At 71.0% G+C, this 26807-nt stretch carries 23 protein-coding genes; 7 read left to right on the top strand and 16 right to left on the bottom strand.

What is annotated here, in order from left to right:
- Positions 1-747, top strand: a 747-nt coding sequence (locus tag GWK61_RS33125; RefSeq protein WP_194915627.1) for a transglycosylase SLT domain-containing protein, incomplete at its 5' end; no start/stop codon positions are given.
- 131 nt (positions 748-878) lie between these two features.
- Here the strand turns inward: GWK61_RS33125 and GWK61_RS33120 are convergent.
- Positions 879-1349, bottom strand: a complete 471-nt coding sequence (locus tag GWK61_RS33120; RefSeq protein WP_194915626.1) for a type II toxin-antitoxin system PemK/MazF family toxin — start codon at positions 1347-1349, stop codon at positions 879-881.
- Between the two features lie 89 nt (positions 1350-1438).
- Between GWK61_RS33120 and GWK61_RS33115 the strand changes: the two genes are divergently transcribed.
- The 3 genes from GWK61_RS33115 to GWK61_RS33105 all read left to right on the top strand — a co-directional run bounded on the left by GWK61_RS33115 (position 1439) and on the right by GWK61_RS33105 (position 6052).
- Entirely contained in the window at positions 1439-2647 is a 1209-nt protein-coding gene (locus GWK61_RS33115) for a cation:proton antiporter (RefSeq protein WP_194915625.1), read from the top strand.
- 196 nt (positions 2648-2843) lie between these two features.
- Positions 2844-5426, top strand: coding sequence for an ABC transporter permease (locus tag GWK61_RS33110; RefSeq protein ID WP_194915624.1), 2583 nt, complete (start codon positions 2844-2846; stop codon positions 5424-5426).
- Positions 5426-6052: a nucleoside/nucleotide kinase family protein gene (locus GWK61_RS33105; RefSeq protein WP_194915623.1), complete on the top strand. Its 627-nt coding sequence runs from the start codon at positions 5426-5428 to the stop codon at positions 6050-6052. The genes GWK61_RS33110 and GWK61_RS33105 overlap by 1 nt, the downstream gene beginning before the upstream one ends.
- A 79-nt stretch (positions 6053-6131) precedes the next feature.
- On the opposite strand, the gene GWK61_RS33100 is transcribed toward GWK61_RS33105, so the two are convergent.
- Entirely contained in the window at positions 6132-6470 is a 339-nt protein-coding gene (locus GWK61_RS33100) for an SHOCT domain-containing protein (protein WP_194915622.1), read from the bottom strand.
- Positions 6471-6631: 161 nt separating this feature from the next.
- Positions 6632-7798, bottom strand: coding sequence for a M48 family metallopeptidase (locus GWK61_RS33095; RefSeq protein WP_194915621.1), 1167 nt, complete (start codon positions 7796-7798; stop codon positions 6632-6634).
- 35 nt (positions 7799-7833) lie between these two features.
- Here GWK61_RS33095 and GWK61_RS33090 point away from each other — a divergent pair, with 35 nt between their 5' ends.
- The 3 genes from GWK61_RS33090 to GWK61_RS33080 all read left to right on the top strand — a co-directional run bounded on the left by GWK61_RS33090 (position 7834) and on the right by GWK61_RS33080 (position 10772).
- Complete coding sequence (locus GWK61_RS33090) at positions 7834-8769, top strand: ADP-ribosylglycohydrolase family protein (RefSeq protein ID WP_194915620.1); 936 nt, start codon at positions 7834-7836, stop codon at positions 8767-8769.
- Positions 8770-8933: 164 nt separating this feature from the next.
- Positions 8934-10115: an alpha/beta hydrolase family protein gene (locus GWK61_RS33085; RefSeq protein WP_194915619.1), complete on the top strand. Its 1182-nt coding sequence runs from the start codon at positions 8934-8936 to the stop codon at positions 10113-10115.
- 60 nt (positions 10116-10175) lie between these two features.
- Positions 10176-10772 carry a DUF1707 SHOCT-like domain-containing protein gene (locus GWK61_RS33080; RefSeq protein WP_194915618.1) on the top strand — a complete coding sequence of 199 codons (597 nt, stop codon included), beginning with the start codon at positions 10176-10178 and terminating at the stop codon, positions 10770-10772.
- A gap of 37 nt (positions 10773-10809) precedes the next feature.
- Here the strand turns inward: GWK61_RS33080 and GWK61_RS33075 are convergent, their stop codons facing one another.
- From GWK61_RS33075 to GWK61_RS33015, 13 genes are all read right to left on the bottom strand, one after another.
- The gene (locus GWK61_RS33075) at positions 10810-11415 is read right to left on the bottom strand and encodes a nucleotidyltransferase family protein (RefSeq protein ID WP_228563340.1); all 606 of its coding nucleotides are present in this window, start codon (positions 11413-11415) and stop codon (positions 10810-10812) included.
- A gap of 68 nt (positions 11416-11483) precedes the next feature.
- Complete coding sequence (locus GWK61_RS33070) at positions 11484-12623, bottom strand: XdhC family protein (RefSeq protein ID WP_194915617.1); 1140 nt, start codon at positions 12621-12623, stop codon at positions 11484-11486.
- Positions 12624-12625: 2 nt separating this feature from the next.
- Positions 12626-13732, bottom strand: coding sequence for a barbiturase (gene bar / locus GWK61_RS33065; RefSeq protein ID WP_194915616.1), 1107 nt, complete (start codon positions 13730-13732; stop codon positions 12626-12628).
- Between the two features lie 4 nt (positions 13733-13736).
- Positions 13737-14675: a carbamate kinase gene (locus GWK61_RS33060; RefSeq protein ID WP_194915615.1), complete on the bottom strand. Its 939-nt coding sequence runs from the start codon at positions 14673-14675 to the stop codon at positions 13737-13739.
- Position 14676: 1 nt separating this feature from the next.
- Complete coding sequence (locus tag GWK61_RS33055) at positions 14677-16629, bottom strand: hydantoinase B/oxoprolinase family protein (protein ID WP_194915614.1); 1953 nt, start codon at positions 16627-16629, stop codon at positions 14677-14679.
- Positions 16623-18698 carry a hydantoinase/oxoprolinase family protein gene (locus GWK61_RS33050; protein ID WP_194915613.1) on the bottom strand — a complete coding sequence of 692 codons (2076 nt, stop codon included), beginning with the start codon at positions 18696-18698 and terminating at the stop codon, positions 16623-16625. Before GWK61_RS33050 ends, GWK61_RS33055 begins: the two co-directional genes overlap by 7 nt.
- Entirely contained in the window at positions 18695-19600 is a 906-nt protein-coding gene (locus GWK61_RS33045) for a carbon-nitrogen hydrolase family protein (RefSeq protein WP_194915612.1), read from the bottom strand. The genes GWK61_RS33050 and GWK61_RS33045 overlap by 4 nt, the downstream gene beginning before the upstream one ends.
- Before the next feature lie 334 nt (positions 19601-19934).
- Complete coding sequence (locus tag GWK61_RS33040; protein WP_194915611.1) at positions 19935-20627, bottom strand: SRPBCC family protein; 693 nt, start codon at positions 20625-20627, stop codon at positions 19935-19937.
- The gene (cutA, locus tag GWK61_RS33035; protein ID WP_194915610.1) at positions 20624-23020 is read right to left on the bottom strand and encodes an aerobic carbon-monoxide dehydrogenase large subunit; all 2397 of its coding nucleotides are present in this window, start codon (positions 23018-23020) and stop codon (positions 20624-20626) included. Before cutA ends, GWK61_RS33040 begins: the two co-directional genes overlap by 4 nt.
- Positions 23013-23531, bottom strand: a complete 519-nt coding sequence (locus GWK61_RS33030) for a (2Fe-2S)-binding protein (RefSeq protein ID WP_194915609.1) — start codon at positions 23529-23531, stop codon at positions 23013-23015. The genes cutA and GWK61_RS33030 overlap by 8 nt, the downstream gene beginning before the upstream one ends.
- A complete protein-coding gene (locus GWK61_RS33025; RefSeq protein WP_194915608.1) occupies positions 23528-24376 on the bottom strand; it encodes an FAD binding domain-containing protein in 849 nt (282 codons plus the stop codon). Before GWK61_RS33025 ends, GWK61_RS33030 begins: the two co-directional genes overlap by 4 nt.
- Before the next feature lie 136 nt (positions 24377-24512).
- Positions 24513-25952 carry a uracil-xanthine permease family protein gene (locus tag GWK61_RS33020; RefSeq protein ID WP_194915607.1) on the bottom strand — a complete coding sequence of 480 codons (1440 nt, stop codon included), beginning with the start codon at positions 25950-25952 and terminating at the stop codon, positions 24513-24515.
- Between the two features lie 94 nt (positions 25953-26046).
- Positions 26047-26807 (bottom strand): PucR family transcriptional regulator (locus GWK61_RS33015; RefSeq protein WP_194915606.1); only part of this gene is annotated, 761 nt, incomplete at its 5' end.

The raw sequence follows: 26807 nt of genomic DNA, 5'->3' as shown, positions 1-26807 counted from the left end.
GCGCCGAAGGCCGCAGCCGCTGCTCCGAAGGCCGCCGCCGCCCCCAAGGCCGCCGCCCCGCAGGCCTCGACCTACACCGTGCACGCCGGCGACACGCTGTCCGGCATAGCCCAGTCCAAGCTCGGCGACGGCAGCAAGTACCCGGAGATCTTCAAGCTCAACACCGGTAAGGCTCAGGCCAACGGTGGGAGCCTTCAGGACCCGAACCTGATCCTGATCGGCTGGGTTCTGAACCTGCCGAGCGCGAACGGCTCCGCCGCCCCGGCCGCGACCACGAACCAGCCGGTCGTCGAGTCGGCCCCGGTGAAGGCGACGCAGTCGAGCCAGTCGACCCGCTCGACGCAGAGCACGCAGACCCAGACCCAGAGCTACCAGACCTCCTCGGCGTCCACCGGCTCCTACGCCAACAACCTGGACGGCTGGATCAAGGAAGCCATCTCGATCCTGAACTCCAACGGGTACTACGTCTCGTACAACGCGATTTACCAGACCGTGATGCACGAGTCGGCGGGCAACCCGAGCGCCACCAACGGCTGGGACTCCAACGCCGCCGCCGGCCACCCGTCGATCGGCCTGATGCAGACCATCGCCCCGACGTTCAACGCCTACGCGCTGCCGGGCCACGGCAACATCTACAACCCGGTGGACAACATCATCGCCGGCGTCCGCTACGCGGCGAAGGTCTACGGCTCGCTGGACTCCGTCGTCGCGGCGCGCTGCGGCGGCTCGTGCTGGTACGGCTACTGATCCCGTAGCGGTTCCCCGAAGATTCCCGGCGACTCCCCTGCGCCGGAAACCGAAAGCCCCCGAGCGTTCGCGCTCGGGGGCTTCGGCCGTGGAAGTGCCTGGGTACGGCGTCGGCGTGGAAGGGCGTCGGCCTAGTAGCCCTCGCCGGTCCAGCCGTAGCGCTTGTGCAGGTGGCCGACGACGTTGTCGAAGTCGCCGCGGTCCAGCGCGTGCCCCTCGCGGCGGATGCCCTCGGGGTGCACCCGCACCACGCGGTCTATCACGGCCCAGGACTCGCGGGCCTCGCGGTCCCACTCGCCGGTGCCGACGCTGACCCAGTTCTCGGCGTCCGGGTGCCACTTGCTGGTCAGCTTGACCGCCAGGAAGTTCCCGGTCGCCTTGCCGCGCGCCACCAGCAGCACCGGGCGGTCCTTGCCGCGGCCGTCGTGCTCCTCGTAGGGGACCCAGGTCCAGACGATCTCACCGGGGTCCGGGTGGTGGTCCTCCTCGGGATCCCACTCGGTGTGGACGACACCGATCTTCTGCGGATCGATCTCGATCGTGTCAAAGGGCGGGAACCGGCCGGGCGAGTTCCCCCACTGGTCGTGCTCATGCTCTGCCATGGCGCCGAACTATGCCAAAAGAGTGAGCGGGGCCGCCAACCGCCTTGAGCTCCGTCCCCCCGCACCGCAGGGCCCGGACAATCCCCTATGTGACGACGCACTCCCTGGGGACCCTGGTCCTGGTCGCGGTCATCGCGGTCCTGTCGCCGCCGCTGGCCGATCTGGCCGGCCGCCGGGCACCGGTGCCGCTGGTGGTCTTCGAGATCGTGCTCGGCATCCTGGTCGGCCCGGACGTGCTGGGCTGGGCCCACGACGACGACTACGTGCACGCGCTGTCGCAGTTCGGCCTGGCGATGCTGTTCTTCATGGCCGGCTACGAGATCGACTTCGCGCGGCTGCGCGGCGGGCCGCTGAACCGCGCGCTGGCCGGCTGGGCGGTGTCGGTGGCGCTCGGCGTCGGCCTCGGCGTGCTGCTGGCGCCCACGGCGAAGAGCGGGGTGATCGTCGGCATCGCGTTGAGCACTACCGCGCTCGGCACGATCCTGCCGGTGCTGCGCGACGCCGGGGAGGTCAGCACGCCGCTGGGGAACGTGGTGATGGCGGTCGGCGCGGTCGGGGAGTTCGCGCCGATCATCGCCATGACCCTGTTCCTGGACGGCCGCAAGCCCGGCGAGGCGATGGTCTACCTGACGGCGTTCACGCTAATCGCCGGGGTGGGGATCGTGGTGGCTGTGCGCGGCGAGCACGCGGCCGTGAACCGGCTGGCCGACCTGACCATGCAGACCTCCGGGCAGTTCGCGGTCCGGCTGGTCATCGCGCTGCTGATGCTGATGATCGGCGCGACCGTGGCGCTCGGCGTGGACATGCTGCTCGGCGCGTTCGCGGCCGGCGTCATCATGCGGATCCTGTTCCACAGCGGCGACGAGGAGCGGGCCGAGCGGGTCACGGTGAAGCTGGAGGCGGTCGGGTTCGGGTTCCTGATCCCGGTGTTCTTCATCGAGACCGGGATCGGCTACGGCCTCAAGGCGCTGACCTCGAACTGGGCCACGCTCGGGCTGGTGCCGCTGTTCCTGGGGCTGTTCCTGGTCACGCGCGGCGTGCCGAGCTACCTGACCGCGCCGGACGGGGTGAGCGCTCGGCGGCGGCGCGCCATCGCGCTCTACGCGGCCACCGGCCTGCCGCTGATCGTGGCCATCACCGCGATCGGCGTCGACCGGGGGACGCTGAAGGCCTCGACCGCGGCGGCGATGGTCGGGGCGGGGATGCTGTCGGTGCTGCTCTATCCGTTCCTGGCGCTGAAGGTGAGCGGGGACACGCGGGCTCCGCAGGGGCGGCAGGAGGCGGCCGAGAGCTGGTGACGAACGCGGTACGACAGCAGTACAACGGCCGTACGGCGGCGGGTAAGACTGCCGTATGACTGCGATATCTACGCCTGTGGGCGGATGGCGGGCATTTGAGAACCCGTCCTTAGACCGATGCCGACCCGGCGCCCGGCCCGCCAGGATAGTTACGATGATCCGGACCCGGAGACGTGAACCGACCTAGGAGGTGCGCATGCTGAAGGTAGTGCTGGCCGGTCTGCGCGCCGACGCGGTGCGCCTAGCCCTGACCTGCCTGTCGATCGTGCTGGGCATCGCGTTCGTGACCGGGACGTTCCTGCTCTCGGGGTCGATCAACCAGGCCTTCAACTACGGGTACGCGCGCGCCGCGCAGAACGTCGACGTGGCCGTGCAGCAGACCGGCTCGGCCGTCTACGCCAACACCACGGCCCCGCCGACGCCGCCGTCCCTGCTCACGCCGTCGGTGGTGGACCGGATCCAGGCCCGGGTCGGCTCGGGCGCGGTGGTCAGCGGCCAGGTCAAGGGCCCGGCTCCGCTGCTGGACGCGAACGGCCAGGCGATGCGCACCGACGGCCTGACCGGCTACGCCGTCGCCTTCTCAGCCGATCCGGCGCTGTATCCGGGCAACATCATCGCCGGCACCGGGCCGAAGGGCCCGGACGACGCGGTCGTCGACAAGGACACCGCCGCCGAGCACAAGCTCCAGGTCGGGCAGACGATCCGGGTCGTGGACCACGACTCGACGGTGCACAGCTTCCGGCTGGCCGGGATCGCCGAGTACGGCGTGGACAACCGCGCCAACGGCTGGACGCTGGTCGGGCTGCTGCCGCAGGTGGTGCTGCAGGTCACCGGCAAGGCCAGCTACGACGAGATCGACCTGCACGCCGGCGGCGTCTCGCAGCAGCACCTGGCCTCGCAGGTGAGCTCGGCGCTCGGCGGACAGCCGCAGTTCACGGTGCTGACCGGCGCGCAGTACACCAAGGCCGTGCTGGGCCACCGCGCGTCGATCGCCGGGAACGTCCCGCAGATCCTGGAGGTCTTCGGGGCGGTGGCGCTGCTGGTCGCGGCGTTCGTCATCTACAACACGTTCACGATCCTGGTGGCGCAGCGGATCCGGCAGGTGGCGCTGCTGCGCTGCATCGGCGCCGGCAAGGGGCAGGTGTTCGGCGCGACGGTGGCCGAGGCGGCGCTGGTCGGGCTGGTCGGCTCGGCGCTGGGGGTGCTGGCCGGGATCGGCGTGGCGCAGGGGCTGCACGCGGTGGTCGCGGCGGTGAGCTCTACCAAGCTGCCGCCGGGCGGGATCGTGGTGTCCGGCGGGGTGATCGCACTGGGGATGGTGGTCGGGTTCGTGGTGACCATCGTCTCGGCGGTGCTGCCGGCGCGCGCGGCGACGAACGTCCCGCCGATCGAGGCGCTGCGCACGCAGCAGGAGGTGAAGACCACCTCCGGCCGGATCGGACGGACCCGGGTGCTGGTGGCGGTGGCGCTCGGGGCGGTCGGGATCGCGCTGACGGTGCTCGGGACCGGGCAGGGCGACCTGCTCGGCGGGGTGAAGCTGATCGGGGGCGGCGGCGCCCTGGTGTTCGCGGCGCTGATCGTGGCCGGGCCGTTGATCGTCGGGCCGATGATCTGGGCCCTGGGCTGGCTGCCGGGGCGGTTCTTCGGCACCCCGACGAAGCTGGCGGGCTCCAACGCGCGCCGCAACCCGGGCCGGGTCGCGGCCACCACCGCCGCGCTGACCATCGGCGTCACGCTGATGTCGCTGTTCACGGTGACGCAGGACTCGGTGACGGTGACGCAGTCGCAGTGGATCGACTCGCACAACCCGTACGACTACTCCGTGGACCCGCCAGGCTCGGGGCAGACGGTGCCGTTCCAGGTCGCCGACCAGTTGCGGGCCAAGCCCCAGTTGGGGCACGTGGCGGCGCTGGACGGGACCAAGGCTTCGCTGAACGGCACCTCGGTGGACGTCGGCGCGGTGGAGCCCTCGGCGTACGGGACGTTGTTCAAGCCGGTGGTGAAGTCCGGCTCCCTGGCCGACTTCGGACCCGGCACGATCGCCCTGTCGAACGAGATGGCCGCCGCGCAGCACGTGAAGGTCGGCGACACGATCACGGTGCAGTCGCCGCGGTCCGGCCCGGTGACCGGCCGCGTGGCCGTGATCTACCAGGTGTTCACCGGCCACGGCATCGACTGGTACGACGTCCTGCTGCCGCGCGCGCAGTTCCTGGAGACGTTCAAGCCGCTGGGCGACACCCAGGTCCGCATCCTGGCGGCACCGGGGGTCCCGACGGCCGACTCGCGGGCGGCGGTGGACTCGGTGGTATCGCAATACCCGTTCCTGCACACCGGCAGCCTCGCGGAGAAGAAGAACTCGCTGACCGGCAGCGCGGACGCGACGCTGCAACTGTTCACCGCGATGCTGGGCCTGGCGGTCGTTATCGCCGTGCTCGGCATCGCCAACACGCTGTCGCTGTCGGTCGTGGAGCGCACGCGCGAGTCGGCGCTGCTGCGGGCGCTGGGCCTCTCGCGTGGGCAACTGCGGCGGATGCTGTCGGTGGAGGCGGTGCTGATGTCGGCGGTCGGCGCGCTGATGGGAGTCGCGCTCGGGGTCGGGATCGCCGGCGCGCTGGAGTCGCTGATCGGACGCGTCGAGGGCGGCGCGGTGCTGTCGGTACCGGTGTTCACGCTGATCGGCTACGTGGCACTGGCGGCGGTGGCAGGGTTGGCGGCCTCGGTGCTGCCGGGGCGGCGGGCGGCTTCGGTGTCGATCGTCGCGGCGATTGCGGATTCGTGATGCGGGCTGAGCCCATCTCGCCGGAGCGCCTGGCCGAGCGGGTCGCTGATCTGGTGACTGCGCGTGCGCCGGATCCGTGGACGCGGCTGGCGGTCGATGGGGCGTCGGGGTCGGGCACGGCCGAGGTGGCTGCGGCGGTCGGAGAGGTGCTGGCAGATGCCGGGCGGCCGGTGCTGCGGATCTCGGCGGGCGACTTTCTGCGGCCGCGGTCGTTGCGGTTGGAGCACGGGCGCGAGGACCCTGATGTGTTCTACGCCGAGTGGCTGGACCTGAAGGGGTTGCGGCGCGAGGTCTTCGATCCGTTGGGCCCTGGGGGTTCGGGGCGGGTGCTGCCCACGCTGTGGAACGCCGAGCGCGATCGCGCCAGTCGGGCTGAGTACGTCGAGTTGCCGCCGGGTGGGGTGTTGATCGTCGAGGGCACGTTCCTGATGGGCATCGGGTTGCCGTTCGACGTGGAGGTGCACCTGTGGCTCTCCGCCGGCGCGCTCAGGCGGCGGACGCCCGAGGCCATGGCCTGGACGCTACCCGCCTACAAACGCTACGAAGCCGAGGCCGATCCATCACGCGCCGCGTCCCTGACGGCGCGGATGGACGACCCTCGGCATCCCGCTTTGCTGTACTTCTGATCCAGCTGTCCCTGCAACCGTGTCCCTGTAACCCTGTCCTGCTGTGGTGCTGTCCTGCTGTCGTTCTGACTCTGTCCTGCTAGCCCTGCTGTTGTTCCGTCGGCGGATCCGGAAGCGTCGTTGGTGTCGGTGGTTCCGGAGGCGTGGGTGGAGCCGGCGGCCCAGCCTGCGCCGCCATCGGCTGCTCCCCACGGAGCACCCCGAGCCGGGCTCGGTACTCGTGCTCGTCGATCTGCCCGTGGGCGAACCGTTCAGCCAGGATCTGCTCGGCCGGGACCGTCCCCGTCCCGCCCTCGCGCCACGGCGGCGGACCGCCGTGCACCCACATCGCGCGCTGCGCCGTCACCGGTCCGCGGTGCGTGAAGCTGCGCACCAACCACACGACCGCCATGATGACCAACGCCCAGAGCGCGACCATGAACAGCACCCAGAGCAACCAACCACCCCAACCGAGGCCCTCATGAACATGGTGTCCGGGACCGTACCAAGGTCCGCGATACATGGGCCTCCACCTCCTTCTGCTATCCGCATACGCACTGTGTCCCACCTCCAAAGTGCGCTCGGATCCTTAGACCGGGCTTAAAGGGGCTTAGGAATAGGCACCCCTGTTTCCGCAGACCAGCGGCGCGCGTGCGCGATGCGTTCGGAGATCGGCGGGTGCGTGTAGCGCATCAGCACCTCCCAGCGTCGGGGGTCCAGGTCGGCGATGTTCTGGACGGCGAGCGCGCGTTCCATGCTCACGATGGTGTCGGGATCGCGGAACAGGTCGAGCGCGTAGCCGTCCGCGCGGCCCTCGACGTAGCGGCTGTACGCCAGCCCCCACGGCTCCCCGACCAGGCCGACCACCACCAGCACCGCACGCAGCAGAGCCTGCGACCGCGGATCGGCGGCGTGGTGCACCCCGGCCGCGTCCAGCAGCGACGACCAGTGCAGCGCCGCCGCCAGGACCGCGACGCCCAGCGCCGCGCCGACCGCGCCGAAGGCCGTACCGGCCAGGACGTCGCGCCGGGCGGCGTGGCCGAGTTCGTGCGCGGCGATCGCGGCGACCTCGTCGTTCTCCAGGCTGTCGGTGGTGGTGTCCCACACGACCAGGCGGCGGGTCCTGCCGAAGCCGGACACGTACGCGTTGGCGGCGGTGGTGCGCCGGGAACTGTCGCTGACCAGGATCTCCTTGACCTGCACGCCGGACTGCGCGACCAACGCCATCAGCCGATCCCGCAGCGGGCCCTCGGGCAGCGGCTTGAACTTGTTGAACAGCGGCTCGATCAGCACCGGCATGACGAACGAACCGAGGACCGCGAACGCGGCGGCGGCTAGGGCGCCCCAGACCCACCAGGCACCGCCGGCGTGACGCATCAAGAAGTAGAAGGCGCCGATCGCCGCCGCGGTGAGCACCGCCCCAATCACGAACCCTTTGGCGGTGTCGGCCGCGAACAGCCCCCAGCCGCGCTTGGACAGGCCCCAGCGGCGGCTGACCGTCTCGCTCCACATGCTCAGCGGGATGCGGAGCACCAGCCCGAGCAGCGACAGCGCGACGCTCCCGAGCAGCGCCCTGGCCACCCAACCGCCCCCGCCGATGTCCCCGGCCGCCCTGACCAGGCCCGCGCCGGCCGGCGTCAGGCCGAGGACCAGCGGGACGGCCAGGCCGAGGACGGTTGAGACGAGGCGCAGAGGACGGACCTCGCGCTTGTAGGCGCGCGAGCGCTCGATCTGCTCCGGCGTGAAGTCCTGGGCGACGTAATCCACGTGTCCAGTGTGCTCCGTGCCAGTACCTTGAGCGCATGTCCGACGCTCGGGAAACAGGGGATGCCGCGGCCGCCTTCGCCAGCCTGCGGGGCTTGGCGCTCGGCGACGGGTTCGGGGAGCGCTGGTTTTTCCGCCAGCGGCAGGAGGCGGCGGAGATGATCCGTCACCGGACGACGCCCGGCGACGAGCCGTGGACCTGGACCGACGACACCGCCATGGCCCTGGCGCTGGTGCGCGTGCTGACGGAGCACGGGCAAGTCGAGCAGCAGGAGCTGGCGACGTCGTTCGCGGAGATGTACGCCGACGATCCCTACCGGAAGTTCGGGCGCGGGATGCACCAGCTCCTGCCGAAGCTCGGCGAGGATCCGGGGAACTGGGCGACCTACGCGCGGACGCTGTTCAACGGCGAGGGGAGCCTGGGCAACGGCGCGGCGATGCGTGCGGCGCCGCTGGGAGCGTGGTTCCGGCGCGATCCGGAAGCGGCGGCGGCGCAGGCGGTGCTGGCCGCGGAGGTCACGCACCGGCATCCGGAGGGAATCGCGGGTGGGGTGGCGATCGCTGCGGCGGCGGCCTTGGCGGCGGGGGCTTCCGACACGCCGGGTGCCGCTCCGGCGCCGGAGCCGCATGCCTTCCTGACGGCGACCGCCGAGCTGACGCCGGACGGCGTAGTCCGCGACGGGCTCCTGCGCGCCGCCGAGCTGCCGCCGGACACATCGGTATCGGAGGCAGTCGCGGTTCTCGGCAGCGGCAAGCGGATCCGGGCCAGCGACACGGTGCCGTTCGCCGTCTGGACCGCGGCGCACCATCTCGACAGCCTGACCGACGCGCTGTGGACCACGGCCGAGGGCTTCGGCGACGTGGACACCACCTGTGCCATCACCGGCGGAATCGTCGCGGCGCGGACCGGGTTGCGCGGGGTGTCGGCGCGCTGGCTGGAGCTGGCCGAGGCGCTGCCGGAGTGGGTCGGGTAATGCAAATCGGCAATGCTTGGGCAAGCAGTGCGATCAGATCAAGCACCGCCTGTCTACCATCCCCCCGGCGGATGAGGGGCCTCCGCCCCGAGGATGACAGGGTTCGAAGATTACCGTCCGCAGACTGATTCGAGGGGCGGCGCCGCCGATCTAGCGTCGGGGACATGGCATTTCATCGTCGTATCAGCATCACCGCCGTCCTGGCCCTCGCGGTATCGGTTGCCACGACCGGCGCTGCCGTGGCCGCGACCGCCACGCCGCTTCCGGCCGTCGCGCGGGTGGGTGTCGTCGCCTCGGCGACCCCCGCTGCGGCCTTCCAGGGCTCGTTGCCCGCTCCGACCGGCCGCTTCGCCGCCGGTGAGGACGTCATTCACCTCACCGACTGGAGCAGGCCGGACCCGTGGGTCCCGTCGGCTGGGCCCCGGCAGCTCACCGTGTCCATGTTCTATCCCGCCGTCGCCGGGACCGGGACTCAGGCCCCTTACATGACGTTGGCCGAGGCGGCCGGCTTCATCCAGTACCGGGTGCCGGCGGGGACCGGCATCACGGCCCAGGAGCTCCACGACGTCACCACGCACGCCTACGACGGCGCGCGGGCCGTGCACGGCAAGTACCCGCTCATCGTGCTCTCGCCGGGGTTCGAGAACCCGCGCACGACGCTCACCTCGCTGGCGACCGAATTGGCCGGCCACGGCTACGTCGTCGCGCTCGTCGGGCACACCTACGAGGACAGCGGGGAGACGCTGGCGAACGGCCAGACGCCGCCCTGCGCGATCTGCGACGGCAGCAGCCCGACCGCGCCGTCGCCGGACGACATCACCGCCAGCCGTGCGAAGGACGTGTCGTTCGTCATCGATCAGCTGACGCACGGCACCTGTGCCTGGCGTCTCAGTGAGCTGATCGACAAGCACAGCATCGGCATGGCCGGGCACTCGATCGGCGGTGCGGCGACCGTGGACACGATGCTCAGCGATCCGCGGGTGCTGGCCGGCGCCAACCTGGACGGCACGTTCTTCCCGGTCCCGGCGGCCGGGCAGATCACCCGTCCGTACCTGATGATGAGCCACGGGCTCCAGGACCCCACCTGGATCCAGACCTACGCGAACCTCGGCGGCTACAAGCGGTGGCTGGACGTCGTCGGCTCCAACCACGCGACCTTCACCGACATCCCGATCCTGGCGCAGGAGGTCGGGCTGCCCGCGCCGTCGCCGATCGACCCGCTGCGCGGCACGGTGATCACGCGGGAGTACGTGACGGCGTTCTTCGACCAGTCGCTGAAGGGGATCCACGAGAGCCTGCTCGACGGCCCCACGCCGGGCAACCCGGACGTGCTCTTCGAGGACTAGGCTCTTTCGCAGGAAGGGTTGCGGGGGCCTCGCTGGGGCCGGACCGGTTGGGGGAAGCGCATGAGTGACGACCGCGATGTCCGCGCGGACGGTGACAGACGGCAACGCATACGCGTCTCCGACTCGGAGCGGCAGGCGGTCGTCGAGGTGCTGAAGCAGGCCCTCGACGACGGCCGACTGCGGATGGACGAGTACGTCGAGCGGATGGAGAAGGCCTACGAGGCCGTCACCATCGGGGATCTGGAGCTGCTGCACGACGACCTGCCGGTCGGTGCGTCCGCGCCGGTGCGCACCCCGGCCGCTCCGCCGCTGCCGTCCCCGCCTCCCGCACCGCCGGCGACGGCCCCGCAGCCCGTATATGTCGTGAACACGCCGCCTCCGGCCCCGCCGCCGACCCCGCACCCGGGCGTCCGCGGCGCGTACGTCGACCTGCCGGGCGGCCTGAAAGTGTTGTGGACGCTGTGGTTCGCCGCGGTGGCGATCAACATGGTGGTGTGGGTGCTGGTCGGGCTGACGACGGTGTCGTTCCCGTATCCGTGGCCGCTGTGGGTGGCCGGACCGGCCGGCGCGGCGCTGTTCGGGATCTCGGCGCCGGTGCTGCAGTCGCGGCGGGCTCGGTGGGAGCGGCAGCGGCGGCAGCTGCCGCCCAACGGCTGAGGCGCGCCACGGACTGAGGCGGGCGTACTGGGGCGGGTTACGGACTGAGACGCCGCAGCGCCTCGACGGTGTCGACGTCGTCGGGACGGCCGGTGTCGGTGCAGTCCACGGCGACGACGTCGGGGCGCGAGGCGAGGAAGTCGCGGGCTCCGGCGTCGCCGGTCAGGGTCGGAAGCAGGTCGGCGACGGCTTCGCGCCCGAACAGGACCGGATGCGCACGGCGTCCTTCGTAGACGGCGACAGCGATCGGCGCGCCGTCACGCCAGGCCTCGACGAGGCGCTTCACCGCCTCCGCGCCGATGAGCGGCTGATCGACGAGGGTCACGACGACCGCCTCGGCATCGCGCGCCGCGGACAGGCCGGCACGGAGCGAGCTGCCCATGCCGGTCTGCCAGTCGGAGTTCAGGACGAGGATCGCGTGGTGTACGGCGCCGACGTCGAGGGCGCCGACCACGACGAGCACACGGTCGCAGCCGCCGACGGTGAGGGTGGCCACGGCGCGGTCGACAAGGCGCTCGCCCTGGAAACGCGCGACGGCTTTGCCCCCGCCGAAGCGGGTGGCGGCGCCGGCGGCCAGGACGATGCCGGTCACGCCGCCGCGATGGTGATGGCCGGGCAGGCGTCTGCGGAATGCGCCGCTCATCGGTGCATCATCGCTCGTCGGAAAATCATCGCTCCTCGCCGAATCGTCCATCCTCGGTGCACCATCGTTCATCGATGAATCCGTCCCCTGGTCCGCCGCAGCGGCTCCCCACTCCCCCGGCGCCGCGCCGCGACCAGCTCCGCCGCGATCGAGACCGCGGTCTCCGCCGGGGTCGAGGCGCCGAGGTCCAACCCGATGGGCGCGGCGAGGCGAGAGAGTTCGTGCTCTGTTATACCCTCCTCGCGCAGTCTCCGCTCCCGATCCTCGCACGTGCGCCGCGAGCCCATCGCGCCGACGTAGAGCGCTGGCGACCGCAGCGCGATCTGGAGTGCCGGCACGTCGAACTTCGGGTCGTGGGTCAGCACGCAGATCGCCGTGCGTGCGTCGATCGACGTCACCGCCAGGTACTTGTGCGGCCAGGCGACCACGACCTCGTGCGCGTTCGGGAAGCGCTCGCTCGTGGCGAACACCGGCCGCGCGTCGCAGACCGTCACCCAGTAGCCGAGGAAGCGGCCGACGGTCGCCAGGGACGCCGCGTAGTCCAGTGCGCCGAGGATGATCATCCGTGGCGGTGCGCCGATCACGTTGAAGAACACTGTCACGGTGTCCGGCTCGTCCCCTGCCGCGCTCCCGACTCCGACTCCGACCCCGGCCCCGACCGGCTCCGGACAGCCGTCCAGCCCGTACCGCCGCAGCGCCGACTCCCCCACGTCCACCAGCGCGTCGGCGTCCCGCGCGACCGCGTCGGCTAACGCCTCGTAGCCGTTGGCGCGCAGCACGTCGCCGTGGTGCAGCCCCACCAGCTCCGGCGGGCCGGCGGTCACCGTGACCACCGCGGCGCCGACGCCCTGCTCGACCCCGTCGCGCACACGGTCCAGGTGCGCGGTGGCGGCCGTTCCCGGCTCGACGAACACCGACAGGGTGCCGCCGCAGGTCAGGCCGACCGCGTCGGAGTCCTCCAAACCGTAGGTGTGCAGCCGGGGCCGGCCGTCGGCGAGGACCTCCGCCGCGGCCTCGATCACCGCCGCCTCGACACAGCCCCCTGACACGCTGCCGACCACCTCGCCCGGCACGCCGCCGGTCATCCGCACCGCCATCGCCGCGCCGAGTTCGCGCGGCCCGCCGCCGTCCGCGGCCACCACCGTGGCCAGGACGAACGGCTCCCCGGCGGCACGCCAGGCGAGCAGGGTGGGCAGCAGATCACGCACGATCAAGCACCCGGGCCCACGTCCACGATCGCCGCCACCGGCCCGCCTCCGTCAGGACCCTGATGTGCGGCCGAGACGGAGACGAAGACCGCCGGGTCGCCGGTCACCGAGGCCGCGACGCCGCCGACGCAGGCCTTGATCTGCCGGTGCCAGTGCACGTCGGAGTCGTCGAGCATGGCGTTGCGCCGTCCACGCACCATCCCGTCGGTGCTGGCCTCGCACTTGAGGAACACGTTCACCAGCCGGCCGTCCAAGTCCGACGAGCGCGGCCGGTCCGGCAGGTCCAGCCCGGCCGAGCGGATCGCGTCCCAGATTCCGTCGGCGTCCAGGGCGTCGGTCATCACCGAGTGCCCGATGCGGTAACGGCCGCCGACGCCGGAGGCGTTGCCGACCACGACGACCTGCGCGCGATCCAGCTCGACGCCCGAGGAGCAGGACGCGACGGACGAATACAGGGCCCTGTCATGAAGCACCGCCTCGTCCGAGGGCATCTCGACCTCGCCGAGCGCCACCGCGATCCCCAGTGCCGTGCAGCCGTTGGACAGGTCCATCGACTCGTGCGTCTGCTCGGTCCACACCGCGTTCCCGCGCGCCTTGGCCTCGCGGATGGTCTGGATCGTCAGCAGCGGGGTCTTGGTCTGCACGTAGTGCACGTCCGCGGGGTCGTCGATGCCGGCCCGCTTCATCGCCTCGTGGACCGCGTCGGCGACCTTGGTGATCATCGCCGAGCGGCCGATCTCCTCGGGCAGCAGCGGCTCGCTCATCGCGAACCCGACGGTCAACCGCGGCTCGTCGCAAGGTTCTGCCTCCGTGGTGGCGAACACGGTCGCGTGCGGCGAGAGCACCCCGTCGGTCCCGCCGGACCACACGATCGGCACCAGCGCGACCTCCGCCTCGCTGCGCGTCCCGAGCCGCACCAGCGTCTCGCGGAACGCGCGGTCGGCGATGATGCGCGTGTAGTCGTTGACCCCGCCGTTGCCCTCGGTCTTGCCGACGACCGCCACCACCCGGTCGGCCTCGACCACCCCGGCGGTGATCAGCCCGGCCAACCCGGACGCATCACTGACGTGCCGCAACGGCACCTTTCGGACCTCGATCGCCTCAGGCAACTCTTTACTCCTTCTCCACTACAGTTCCGGCTTCCCCAAGAACGGCTTCACGAATACTTCCCAACGCGGCGACGACGGCCCGCCGCCCGCCGCCCTCGACGAAGCGGCACGCCGCCTCGGCCTTCGGCGCCATGCTCCCGCCCCCGAACTCGCCAGCCGCCAGGTGCGCGCGCAGGTCGGCGACGCCGATGCGACGCAGGGCCCTGGCATCGGGCGCGCCGAAGTGCAGGAACATGCTGTCGACGTCGGTGGCGATGACAAGCTGGTCGGCGCCGACCGCCCGGGCCAGCAGGACGGCTGACAGGTCCTTGTCGATGACGGCTTCGACGCCGACGAGACCGCCGGTCGACGCATCGCGCGTCATCGGGATCCCGCCACCTCCACTGGCCACGACCACATAGCCAGCGTCGAGCAGCGCGGTCGCGGCGGGAGCGTCCAGGATGTCCAGCGGTTCGGGCGAGGCCACCACCCGCCGCCAGCCCCGCTCGCCGCGGTCCTCCCAGGTCTGACCATGCACGATCATCGCGGCGGCCTGCTCCTCCGGCAGGTAGCGGCCGATCGGCTTGGTGGGGTTGGTGAATCCGCGGTCGTTCGCATCTACCAGCGTGCGGGTCACGACTGCGGCGACAGGCTTGACGACGCCCCGTGCCGCCAGCGCGCCCTCCAGTGCGCTCACGATCACGAACCCGAGCGTCCCCTGCGTCTGCGCGCCACACCAGTCGAGCGGCACCGGCGGCACCACGTGCGCGGCCAGCTCGTTCTTCACCAGCAGGTTGCCGACCTGCGGCCCGTTGCCATGCGTGAGGACCACCTCGACGCCGTCCGCGACCAGATCCGCGACCGCATCCATCGCCACGCCGACCGCCGCGATCTGATCCTCTGGCCGTGCGCGGCCGTCCGGCGCCGTCATGGCGTTGCCGCCCAACGCGATCAGGGTCCGCATGTCAGAGCCAATCGCAGTAGGCTGAGGTCGCGCCATGCGCCAACTGCGCGAAGCCCGGGCCGCGGTCGAAGAAGGGCATTGAGCCACGCGTTGCCCGCATCGTCGCCCGCAGGTCCTCTGTGGCTGCGGTATCGACTTCAAATCCGGTATCGACGCCGAAGCCGACGCGGGATTCGCCGAAATCTATGGTCCCCTCCCTGAAACTGTCCGCGCGGTCCAAGCCGAAGGCGACCTCGAGCGCGTCCGGTCGTGCGCTCGGCGGCACCGAGGCCAGCACCACGCCGTAGTCCCGCAACGCGCCCTCGACCGAGACCTTCCCCCATCGCAGGTCCCTGACCACGTCCTCGACCGGCCGCTCCAGCGGATCGCCCCACCCGCCGCCGCCGGTCGTCCGGATCCGGACGACCTCCCCGGCCCCCACCGGCTCGGCGTCCGCCAGCGCGTCGACCACCCGCTCGTCGGGCCCGCCGGGATCGATCACCACCTCGAACGGCCGGCCGGCCCGGCCGCCCTTCACGCCCCAGCAGGCCAGGATCGAGCGGTCGGCGATGCTCATGAAGTCGGCGTCCCGCAGCATCCTGATCTGCTTCTCGTAGCCGAGTCCGCCGCGGAAGCGCCCCGGACCGCCGGAGTCGAGCGCGAGCCCGAGCTTCTCCACCCGGAACGGCCAGCGCGCCTCGGCGAACTCCACCGGGATGTTGCGCGAATCCGGGACCACGTGGATCGTGTCCTCGCCGTCGGCGTAGTAGCGCCCGCCGGAGCCGCCGCCGAGCACTTCACGCATCAGATACGGCTGGCCTTCGGCGTCCGTGCCGTAGACGCCGGTGTAGCGGATCGTCTCCTGGTCGGCGGGCATGCGGCCGTCCACGGCCTTGGCCAGCGCCCCGGAGAGCACGCCGAGCAGGCGCAGGATCACGAACGTGCGCGCGTTCGTCGGCGCCGGGAACACCGGCGTCAGCAGCGTCCCGGGCGGCGGGAAGCGCATCTCGATCAGCGGCACCACGCCCTCGTTGACGTCCAGCTCGGCCATCCGCTCCGGGCTGTCGGCGAGGTTGCGCAGCACCGGTGCCAGCCACTTCTTCAGGAAGTTGCCGTCCGCGTAGTCGCCGCAGTGATTGATCGGCCCCTTGGCCTGCGGTCCGGTGCCGTCGAAGTCGATGACCAGGCGGCCGCCGTCGTCCGGCAGCTTCGTCACGGTGATCCGCTGCCGGTGCAGGCGCGGCGCGTCGACGCCGTCGTGCTCGGCGTAGTCCTCCCAGGTGTAGGAGCCGTCGGGGATCTTCGCCAGCACCTCGCGGCGGAAGGTCTCGGTGGTCAGGTCGATGATGGCGTCGAAGCACTCCTCGACGGCCTGGCGTCCGTAGCGCGCGAACACTTCGCCGAGCCGCCGCGCGCCCATCAGGCAGGCCGAGCACTCCGCGTCCAGGTCGGCGGCCAGCGAGTCCGGCATCCGGGAGTTGCGCGTCATGATCTTCAGCGCGGCCTCGTTCGGCACCCCGGCGTCCCACAGCCGGATCGGCGGCACCATCAGGCCCTCTTCGAAGACGCTGCGCGCGCCGGAGGGCATCGATCCCGGACACGCGCCGCCGATGTCGTCGTGGTGGCCGAAGGCCTGGACGAACGCGGCCACGGCGCCGTCGTGGAAGACCGGCACCGTGACGCACAGGTCCGGCAGGTGGCCGATGCCGCCTTCGGAGAGGTAGACGTCGTTGTGGAAGAAGACGTCGCCGGGGCGCATCGTGTCCATCGGGTAGTCGCGGACCACCGGATGGACCAGGGCCGAGTAGGAGCGGCCGGTGAGCTTGCGCAGCCGCGCGTCGTGGATGCCGACGCGGAAGTCGTGGGCGTCGCGGATCATCGGGGAGCGCGAGGTGCGGGCGATCGCGGTCTCGACCTCGCGCTCGACGGAGGCGAGGGTGCCCTCGACGATCTCCAGCAGGACAGGGTTCAGCATGCGCGATCCTCCTGGGTCAGCAACAGGTTGCCCCAGCGGTCCACGTCGCAGGTGAAGCCGGGGTGGACCGGGACGGTCGAGCCGTACTCCTCGATGACGGCGGGGCCGTGGACGCGGTCGCCACGTCGCAATGTCCTGCGGTCGTGGATCGCCGCGTCGACCGGCGCGTCGTCGAACCAGACCTGGCGGATGGCGGCCGGTTCGGGCGGGCCGTCGGCGGGCTCGGGCAGCTCGGCGAACTCGGGGCGCCGGATCGGCCCGATGCCGGTGACGCGGAGGTTCACCCATTCCACGACCTGGCGTTCGTCGCCACGGAATGAGTACCCGTACATGGCCTCGTGGGCGGCGTGGAAGGCTTCGACGACGCCGTCGGCCGCGAAGTCGCCCTCTGGGACCGGGACGCGCACTTCGTACGCCTGTCCGAAGTAGCGGAGGTCGGCACTGCGCTTGAACACCTGCTCGGCCTCCTCGAAGCCTTCGGCGTGCAGGGCCTTCGATGCGGATGCCTGGAGGTCGTCGAACAGGATCCTTACTCGCGCCACGTCGATGCGGTCGTGGCGGCGGACGTAGGTCTGGACGTAGTCGTTGCGGACATCGACCGTGAGCAGGCCGAACGCCGAGACGTTGCCGGGGTCCGGCGGCACCAGCACCCCGCGCAGGCCGAGGATGTCGACAAGACGACAAGCCAACAATGCGCCGGAGCCGCCGAACGCGGTGAGCTGGAAGTCGCGGACGTCCAGCCCGCGCTTCACCGTCACCTGTCGCAGGGCATTGGCTTGGTTCCACGCCGAGATCTCCAGGATCCCGGCCGCGACCGCCTCCTCGGTCATGCCGAGCTTGCCGCCGAGCCCGGCCAAGCCCGCGCGGGCCGCCTCCCGGTCCAGCGGGACCTCGCCGCCGAGCAGGCCGGCGGGAATGCGGCCCAGGACCAGGTGCGCGTCGGTGACCGTGACCTCCGTGCCGCCGCGGCCGTAGCAGACCGGGCCGGGATCGGCGCCGGCCGAGCGGGGGCCGACCTTGAGCGTGCCCTCCGGGGACAGCCAGGCGACCGAGCCGCCGCCGGCGCCGACCGTGACGACGTCGATCATCGGGATCTTCGACGGGTAGCCGCCGACGCCGCCCTCGGTGGTGACGGCCGGCTCGCCGTGCAGGACGACGGCGACGTCGGTCGAGGTGCCGCCGCCGTCGAGGGTCAGGATGCGGTCGAAGCCGGCGTGCGCGGAGATGAGGGCGGCGCCGAGGGCTCCGGCGGCCGGTCCGGACAGGACGGTGGTGACCGGTTGGCGGACCACTTCTTCGGCGGACAGGACGCCGCCGTTCGACTTCATGACGTAGAAGGGGATGCTGCGGGCGTTTTTCCGAGCGTCGCCGTTCAGCGCGTCCAAGCGTGCGCGGATGCGGCCGACGTAGCCGGACACGGTCGGTTTCACGGCGGCGTCGACGAGCGTGGTCATCGACCGCTCGTATTCGCGGTACTCGGGCAGGACGTCGGAGGATATCGACACCGCAGCCTCGGGGAACTCCGCTTCGAGGACCTCGCGCATCGCTTGTTCGTGTTCTGCGTTGGCGTAGGAATGGAGGAAGGACACACCGATCGAGCGGACGCCTGCCGCCTTCAGGTGGCGCGCGGCTTCTTTGGCGTCGGCGGTGCTGAAGGGGCGAACTTCCTGGCCGTCGGCATCCAAGCGACCTCCGACGCCACGGACCAGGTCGGCGGGGACGATGCGCGGCGGCTTGACCCAGAAGTAGCTGTTGCCGTAGCCGTCGGGGACGGACTGGCGAGCGATCTCCAGGAGGTGTTCGAACCCTGCGGTGGTGATGAAGCCGAGCCGGTCGACCTTGCCCTGCAGGAGCTGGTTGGTGGCGACCGTGGTGCCGTGGCTGACGACGGCGATGTCGTCGGGGGCCGCGTCGAGGAGACTCAGGGCTTTGCGGACCGCCGCGATGAAGCCGTGCGAGGGGTCGGCGGGGGTGGAGGGGACCTTGCCGGCCACCGCTCGGCCGGTCTGGTCGTCGATCGCCACGACGTCGGTGAACGTCCCGCCGGTGTCGATGCCGATCCGGATCATGCATCGCCCCCGGGCTCGCCGAGGCGGAACGGTGTCTGCGCCTCGCTGATCAGGTCCTTCTGGTATTTGTCGAGCAGGTGCAGGTTGCGCTCGGCGAGGTGGTCGAAGGTCTGCGCGCGGTCGGAGCCGGGTGTCAGGGTTCGCATGGCGTCGGCGGGATCAAGGCGTGCGGTGACCCAGCCTTCGTGCGAGGCGGCGCGGGCCACGACCTCGGCGATCGGCGTGACGATGAGGGAGTTGCCGAAGTAGTGGACGCCGGCCGGGTCGGTGCCGGTGGCGTTGGCGCCGATGACGTAGACGTGGTTGTCGTAGGCGCGGGCGCGGGTTGTCAGTTCCCAGATATCGGCGGACCGCAGCAGGGCCGAGGGGCGGCAGACGATTTCCGCGCCGCGCACCGCCTGGATGCGGAAGAGCTCGGGGAAGTCGCCGTCGAAGCAGACGGCCAGGCCGATCCGGCCGAGGTCGGTGTCGACGACGGTGACGGAGTCGCCGGGCGTGACCCACTTCGTCTCGCCGGGGAAGAGGTGCGTCTTGCGGTAGACGCCCCGGATGTCGCCGGCGGGGTCGATGAGCATCGCGGAGTTGTAGACGACGCCGCGTTCCTCGCCGCGCTCGTAGGTGCAGTGCACGACGTGCACGCCGAGGCGCCGCGCGGCCTGCTGCACCGGCTCGGTGGTCGGGCCGGGGACCGGGCTCATCAGGTCCCAGAGTTCCTCGGCCGGGATACCCGGGGTGAAGCCGGTGGTGACGGCCTCGGGCAGGACCAGCAGCTCGGCGCCGGTCGCACCGACGCAGCGCTCGATGAGCTCGACGGCGCGGTTCAGGTTCTCCGCGACGCTGTTGGCGGTGAGCGGGCCGGGATGCGGCGCGAGTTGGAGGGCGGCTGCGGTCAGCGGGCGCATAAGGCGGCTCCTGGGGTTCTGGGGCGAAGCGCTTCAGCGGGCGCCGCGGCGCGGTGAGTACCGGTAAGGGCACATTGGTCGGCTACACCGACGCGGCTGTCGGTCAACGGCATCTGCTTGCGCGCGCGAACATCGCCGATACCGCCGGGGCTGCCTGCCGCCGCGCACAGTGCTCGGCTGAAAGGCGCCCCGGCACCGCGCACAGAGTTCGCGCCGGTTGTGCGGCCAGCCGGCAGCCCGGCAGCGGAAGCGAGCGTCGCCGCGCGCCGCATGCCGCCCACGTGAAGCGCTCCAGTCTTGCGGCGGCGCGGGCCCGAGTCCGCGCCGCGCGCCGTCATCGTGGCCCCCGGCGGCCACTCAGGCGGCCCATTACATAGCCAAGCACCACGCCGCTCAGGGCCGCGGCCGCTCCGACGATGCCTGCCGACAGCGCTACCGCAGCGTTCGACGCGCCTGATTGCCCCGGCGGCATGGCGGTCGGGAACGTGGTGACCGGTCCTCCCGCAGGCTGGATCGCGGCCGTCGACACCGGCTCGGCCGACTCGCCGGCCACAGCGTCGGCCGCCGTGCCGGCCGCAGCGCCGCGCTCCCGTGCCAGGACGCCGTCCATCCCGGTGAAGAACTGCCCCGCGAGCTTCCGGGCCACGCCGCCGAGCATCCGCTGCCCGACGCCGCCGACCACGCCGCCGATCACCGCGTCGGCGTCGTACTCGACGCGGGTGCGGGACGCGGCCTCGTCGACCAGCAGCATCCGGCACTCGGCGGAGACCGTGCCCGGGGCGCCGGCGCCGGAGGCGCGCAGCGTGAACGAGCGCGGGGCGGCCTGGTCGGCCAGCTCCACGCGGCCCTTGTACGTGCCCTTGATCGAGCCCACGCCGACCGTGACCACCATGTCGTACACGTCCGGCGCGACCAGTTCCAGGCGCTCGCAGCCGGGAATCGCGGCGGCCAGCGTCCGTGGATCCGTCAGCGCCTCGTAGACCCGCCCCACCTCGGCGTTGAGAACCGAGCTCCCGGAGACCTTCACGCGCTCACCTGTTCCTTCCGCGTCTCGCGCGTCGTGCGCGTCTTCCGCAGTTCGTACAGCTCGCTCGGCGAGATCGGCATCCGCCGCACGCTCAGCCCCTCGGCGTCCTCGATCGCCGAGGCGACGGCCGCCGAGGTCGGGATCACCCCGGCCTCGCCGGCGCCCTTCAACCCCAGGGGGTTCACTCCCGAAGCCGTGACCATGTGCGCCGTCTGGATGTGCGGCACCTCCGTGGCGAACGGGATAAGGAAGTCCATGTAGGAGGCGTTCACCAGCTGGCCGGCGTCGTCGTAGACGATCCGCTCGTACAGCGCTCCCCCGACGCCCTGCGCGACGCCGCCGTGCACCTGCCCCTCGACGATGCGCGGGTTCACGACCACGCCGCAGTCGTGCACGACGCAGTACCTCAGGATGCGGATATCAGCGGTCTCAGGATCGGTCTCGACCACGACACCGTGCGCCCCGGCCGCGAACGTCGAGCGCTCCGGCATGTAGTAGCCGGTCGCCTCCAGGCCCGGCTCGTCGCCGGTGCCGACGGCCGCCGCGAACTGGGTGGCCGCCTTCGCCGCCTCGTCGAAGGCGTAGCGCAGCGGGTTCGACAGCACGGCGACCGTGCGCAGGTCGATCGAGGCCGTGGGATCGTCGCGGCGGCGCACGGTCCCGTCGACGAGCTCCAGGTCCGCCGGATCGGCGCCGCCTCCCAGTGCCGCCGCCGCGATCCGTTTCGCCTTCTCCGCGACCTTGCCGGCGGCTACGGCGACAGCGTTGCCGCTCGTCACGATGGCGCGTGAGGCAAACGTCCCGACCGCGTACTTGAACCGGCGCGTGTCGCCGGTGATGACGGTGACGTCCGCGACGCCGACCCCGAGCACGTCGGCCGCGATCTGCGCCAGCGACGTGTAGTGTCCCTGGCCCTGCGTCGTCAGCCCTGTGGAGACAACGATTTCGCCGGTCGTCTCGACCTTCACGTGCGCGCCTTCGTAGGGGCCCATGCCGGTGCCCTCGACGTACGCCCCGATGCCGATCCCGATCCGGCGGCCCTCCGCCGCGGCCGCCGCACGCTCGGCCTCGAAGCCGTCCCAACCGACCAACTCGCGGATCATCCGCAGCATCGTCGGGTAGTCGCCCGAGTCGTAGATCAGTGGACGGCCGTCCTGGAAGACCAGGCCCTGGTCGTAGGGCATCTCCTCGGGCTGGATCAGGTTGGCCTCGCGCACCGCGAGCCGGTCCAGGCCCAGGTATTCGGCGATGGCGTCCATCGTCCGCTCCATCGCGAACACGCCCTGCGGCCGTCCCGCGCCGCGGTAGGGCGTGACGATGACAGTGTTCGTATACAGCGAGGTGAACTCGACCCGGTACGCGCCGACCTTGTACGGGCCCAGCAGCTGCGTGGACGTCACGATCGGCACGATGATCCCGTACGGCACGTACGCGCCGTTGTCGTGCCAGATCTCGACGCTGAGCCCACACAGCCGGCCGTCACTGTCGAACCCGACCTCGACGTGCTGCTGCTGTCCGCGCTCGTGCGCGCTGGAGATGAAGTGCTCGCGCCGGTCCTCGACCCACTTCACGTCCTGGCCGAGCTTCATCGCCGCCCACGGCACCAGGATCTCCTCGGGCCAGGGATGCATGATCTTCACGCCGAAGCCGCCGCCGACGTCGGGGGTGATCACCTCGACGCGGTCCGGCGGCAGCTCCAGCTTGGCCGCCACGGCCAGGCGTACGCTCGTCGAGGTCTGCGTCGAGGTGTGCACTCGCAGGGTTCTGTCATCGGCGTCCCAGTGCGCCAGGACTCCCTTGCCCTCCATCGGCATCGAGGCGCTGCGCTCGATCTGCAGGTCCAGCGACAGGCGGTGCGGGGCGGCGGCGATGGCTTCTTGGGCGTCGCCCTTGCCGTTGGTCTGCACGCTGCGCGCGGCGATGTTGCCCGGGACCTCGTCGTGCACCAGCCGCTGCGCCGCTCTGGCCTGGTCGATGCCCACGACCGGCGGCAGGTCCTCGTAGGTGACCACGATCCGCTCGGCCGCGTCCTCGGCGACGTAGCGGTCGGTCGCGACCACCATGACCACGGCTTCGCCGACGTGGTTGACCTCGTCCTTGGCCAAGCAGTACGGGGTGCGGGGGTGGGTGAGGTCGGGGTGCGGGATCAGCAGCGGGAGCGGTTCGGCGACGCGGCCGGGCAGGTCCTCGTAGGTGTAGACGGCGACGAGGCCTTCGACGTCCAGCGCGTCGGTGACGTCGATGTCTGCGATGCGGGCGTGCGCGTTGGGGCTGCGGACGAAGGCTGCCGCCAGCGCGCCTCGGCCGAGGTCGTCGACGTAGCGGCCGTCGCCTCTCAGGAGCCTGGGATCCTCTTTGCGGACCAGCGGTTGGCCGACGAGCTTCTCACTCATGCGGTGCCTCCCGCTCGCTCTTAATCTGTGTCTCATTCAAAATCTCTGCTGCACGAAGGACCGCGGCGACGATGTTCTGATATCCGGTGCAGCGGCACAGGTTCCCGCCGATCGCCTCGCGCGCCTCTTCCTCGGTGGGCTTGGGGTTCTCCTCCAGGTAGGCGGTGATCGTCGTGATGAAGCCGGGGGTGCAGAATCCGCATTGCAGGCCGTGGCATTCCTGGAAGGCCTGCTGCACCGGGCCGAGTTCGCCGCCGGGATCGCAGCATCCTTCGACGGTGGTGATGGCGTGGCCGTCGACCGATACCGCGAAGATGAGGCAGGAGCGGACCGGGACGTCGTCCAGCAGGACAGTGCAGGCGCCACAGACGCCGTGTTCGCAGCCGAGGTGCGTGCCGGTGAGGCCGAGGTCCATGCGTAGGAAGTCGGCCAGTAGGCGTCGGGCCGGGGTCTCGCCACGCCGGGTGACGCCGTTGACGGTGACAGTGATCTGATGCAGTTGCTCGGTCACGGCGCCACCGCCTCGTAGGCCGCCTTCAGGGAACGCGCGGTCAGGACGCGTGCCAGATGCCTGCGATACTCGGCGGTCGCGTGGATGTCGTCCTCCGGGTCGAGCTGGTCGGCGGCGTGTTCGGCGGCGGCGTCCCAGTCGCTGCCCGCCGCGGTCACGTCCACGACCTGCGGCACTGGACCCACCCCGATGTATGCGGCCTTCGCGGAAGTCACGGCGCCGGACTCGTCGACGCGGACCGAGGTTCCGACTCCGCACATCGCGTAGTCGCCGTTGCGTCGTGACAGTTCGCGCCAGTCGGTTCCGGTGCGGCCCTTGGGTTTCGGGAAGTAGGCCTCGATGGCCAGCTCGTCTTCTTCGCAGGCTGATTCCATCGGTCCGACGAAGAAGTCGGCCGCCGCGACGACTCGTTCCCCGGCGCGCTCCGAGCGCAGGAGCACTTCGCCGTCGAGGAGCAGCAGGACCGCGGGCATCTCAGCACACGGATCCGCGTGCACCAGGCTGCCGACGGTCGTTCCGCGGTTGCGGATCGTCGGGTGCGCGACGGTTCTCACGGCCTGGCGTAACAGGGGGACGGCTTCGAAGGCGTGGGTGGCGCGCTCGACGTCCGCGTGCCGGGCCAGCGCGCCGACCCGGACGCCTTCCAGGTCCGTGCGCACGTAGGCCAGCTCGTCCAGGCGGTTCACGTCGATCAGCCGCGCCGGCGCCGTCAGCCGCATGTTCAGCATCGGCACCAGGCTCTGGCCGCCGGCCAGGACCTTCGCGTGTCCGCCGTGTTCCGCCAACAATCGCACGGCCTCGTCGACCGTGTCCGGGCCGTGATACACCACCGGCGGGGGCTTCATGGAGGCATCCTCTTCTCGCCGAAAGGGTCGCGGCGACGTCGACATCTGCCGAACGCCGCCGCGATCGCTGGCTGAACTTGCCCAAGGAAGGTGCACGAGGGGCATGTCGCCGCGTTTCCTGCCTGCCTGTCGCTGTTTACTCCCGGGGTTTTACCCCGCTCGGGGGGCCCGATGCTTCGGTTGGGCCGTCCGCGCCGCCGGCTCCGGCCAGTGCGGGGGCCTTCAAGTGCGGCGGGGCGATGAGGCGCGCGGCGTGGTAACAGACGATGGTCACGATTGTGCCGAGCGCGATGCCGGACAGCGAGAAGTTGTCGGTGAACTTCAGGCTGGTGTTGCCGATGCCGATGATGACGCCGGCCGCGATCGGCACCAGGTTCAGCGGGTTGCCGAAGTCCACCCGGTTCTCGGTCCAGATCTTGACGCCGAGCAGGCCGATCATGCCGTAGAGGACGACGGTGATGCCGCCGAGGACCCCGCCGGGGGTGGCGGCGACCAGGGCACCGAACTTGGGTGAGAGGCCGAACAGGATGGCCACCAGGGCGGCGACGTAGTAGGCGGCCGTGGAGTAGACGCGGGTGGCGGCCATGACGCCGATGTTCTCGGCGTAGGTGGTGGTCGGGGAGCCGCCGAAGGTGCTGGCCACGACGGTGCCGAAGCCGTCGGCGGCGATCGCGCGGCCCATGTAGGGGTCGAGGTCGTCGCCGGTCATCTCGGCGACCGCCTTGACGTGCCCGGTGTTCTCGGCGACCAGCGCGATCACCGCCGGGAGGACGAGCAGGATGAAGGCCCACTTGAACTCGGGGAAGTGCCAGCCGGCGATCTGGTGCGCGCCGACGCCGCTGGTCTTGTTGGGGAAGCCGATCCACTTGGCGGCTTTCAGGGCGTCGAAGTTGACGCGCCAGTGCTTGGTGTCGTGGCTGGCGCTGGCGTCGTAGGACGTGATCCGGCCGAAGATCCGGTCGACGATCCAGGACAGCGCGTAGCCGAACACCAGCGCGACGAAGATCGCTATCCGGCCGAGGAAGCCCCGGACGCCGACCATGATGCCGATCGCGACCAACATGGTGATCAGCGCGATCCACTGGTCCTGCGGCCAGTAGACGTTCGCCACGACCGGCGCCAGGTTGAAGCCGATCAGGAGCACGACCGCGCCGGTGACGACCGGGGGCAGGACGGCGTGGATGATCTGCGCGCCGAGGTAGTGGATCAGGACCCCGACCACCAGCAGGACGCCGCCGGAGATCAGGATGGCGCCGGTGACGTGCTGGTCGTCGCCGCCCTGCGCGCGGATGGCCGCGACGCCGCCGACGAAGCTCGCGGAGGTGCCGAGGTAGCTGGGGACCTTGTTCTTGACGATCAACAGGAAGCAGATCGTGGCGATCCCGCTCATCATGATCGCCAGCTGCGGATTCAGGCCCATGACCAGGGGGAAGACGAACGTGGCGCCGAACATCGCGACGACGTGCTGCGCGCCCAGGCCGACCGTGCGCGGCCAGGACAGGCGCTCGTCGGGGCGGACGACGGAGCCCGGTGGTGGAGTCTTGCCTTCGTATGCGACCCGCCAGCCCAATGTCATGGAGCGGACTGTAGTGACGCTGTGACGGGCGTCACAAGTACTGTCGGGTTACTGATTTCGCAGGTGGCGCTGTCGCGCGCTTCCCATGGTCCGCTCACAGCCCCCTCATGTGGAGGATGCGGAGCGCGACGGACAGGTCCAGGCGGAGATCGGGGCGCTCCATGAAGGGGCCGACGAGGCGCTCGATCTTGCCGATGCGGTATCGCAGGGTGTTGTAGTGGAAGTGCAGGCGGCGGGCGGCCTCGGCGACGTTCAGGTTGGTGTCGAGGAGGACTTCCAGCGTGGTGCGCAGGTCCTCGGCGTCGGGGTCGCCGTCGGCGGCCAGGCCTTTGAGGGTCTGGCGGGCGAAGTCGCGGAGCTCGGCCGGGTCGGGGACGAGGGAGAGCAGGCGGTAGACGCCGAGGGTGTCGAAATGCGCGACGGAGCCGGGGCCGTTGAGGCGGCGGCCGATGCGGACCGCGCGGCGGGCCTCCTCGTACGCGGCGGGGAGGTCGGCGACGCCGGCCACGCGGCGGGAGACGCCGGTGGAGAAGGTGCGGCGGCCGCCCCCGCCGGTGCCGGAGACCTCGGCGATGAGGCTTTTGACGAGGGGGTCGGGGTCGTCGCCGGTTTTGAGGACGACGACGACTTCCTGGTTGAAGCCGGCCACGGGGTTGGTGCGGTCGCGGGCGGCGACGACGGTTTGCCAGGCGGCGGCAAAGCGTTCGCGCGCGGGGCGGAGGGCGTGTTGGGAGGCGCCTTTGCGGCGCTTGGCCGGGTCCTCGGCGGTGTGCCAGTTCCCGCACAACAGGTACGCGCTACGGCGCAGATGGGGCTGAGCCCCCACGGCGTACTCACGGAACTGTTCGCGGGCGT

The sequence above is a fragment of the Catenulispora rubra genome (genome assembly GCF_015356825.1).
In the GTDB taxonomy this organism is placed as follows: domain Bacteria; phylum Actinomycetota; class Actinomycetes; order Streptomycetales; family Catenulisporaceae; genus Catenulispora; species Catenulispora rubra.
Note: the sequence above shows the minus strand (reverse complement) of the source record. Positions and strands in the feature narration are given on the sequence as shown.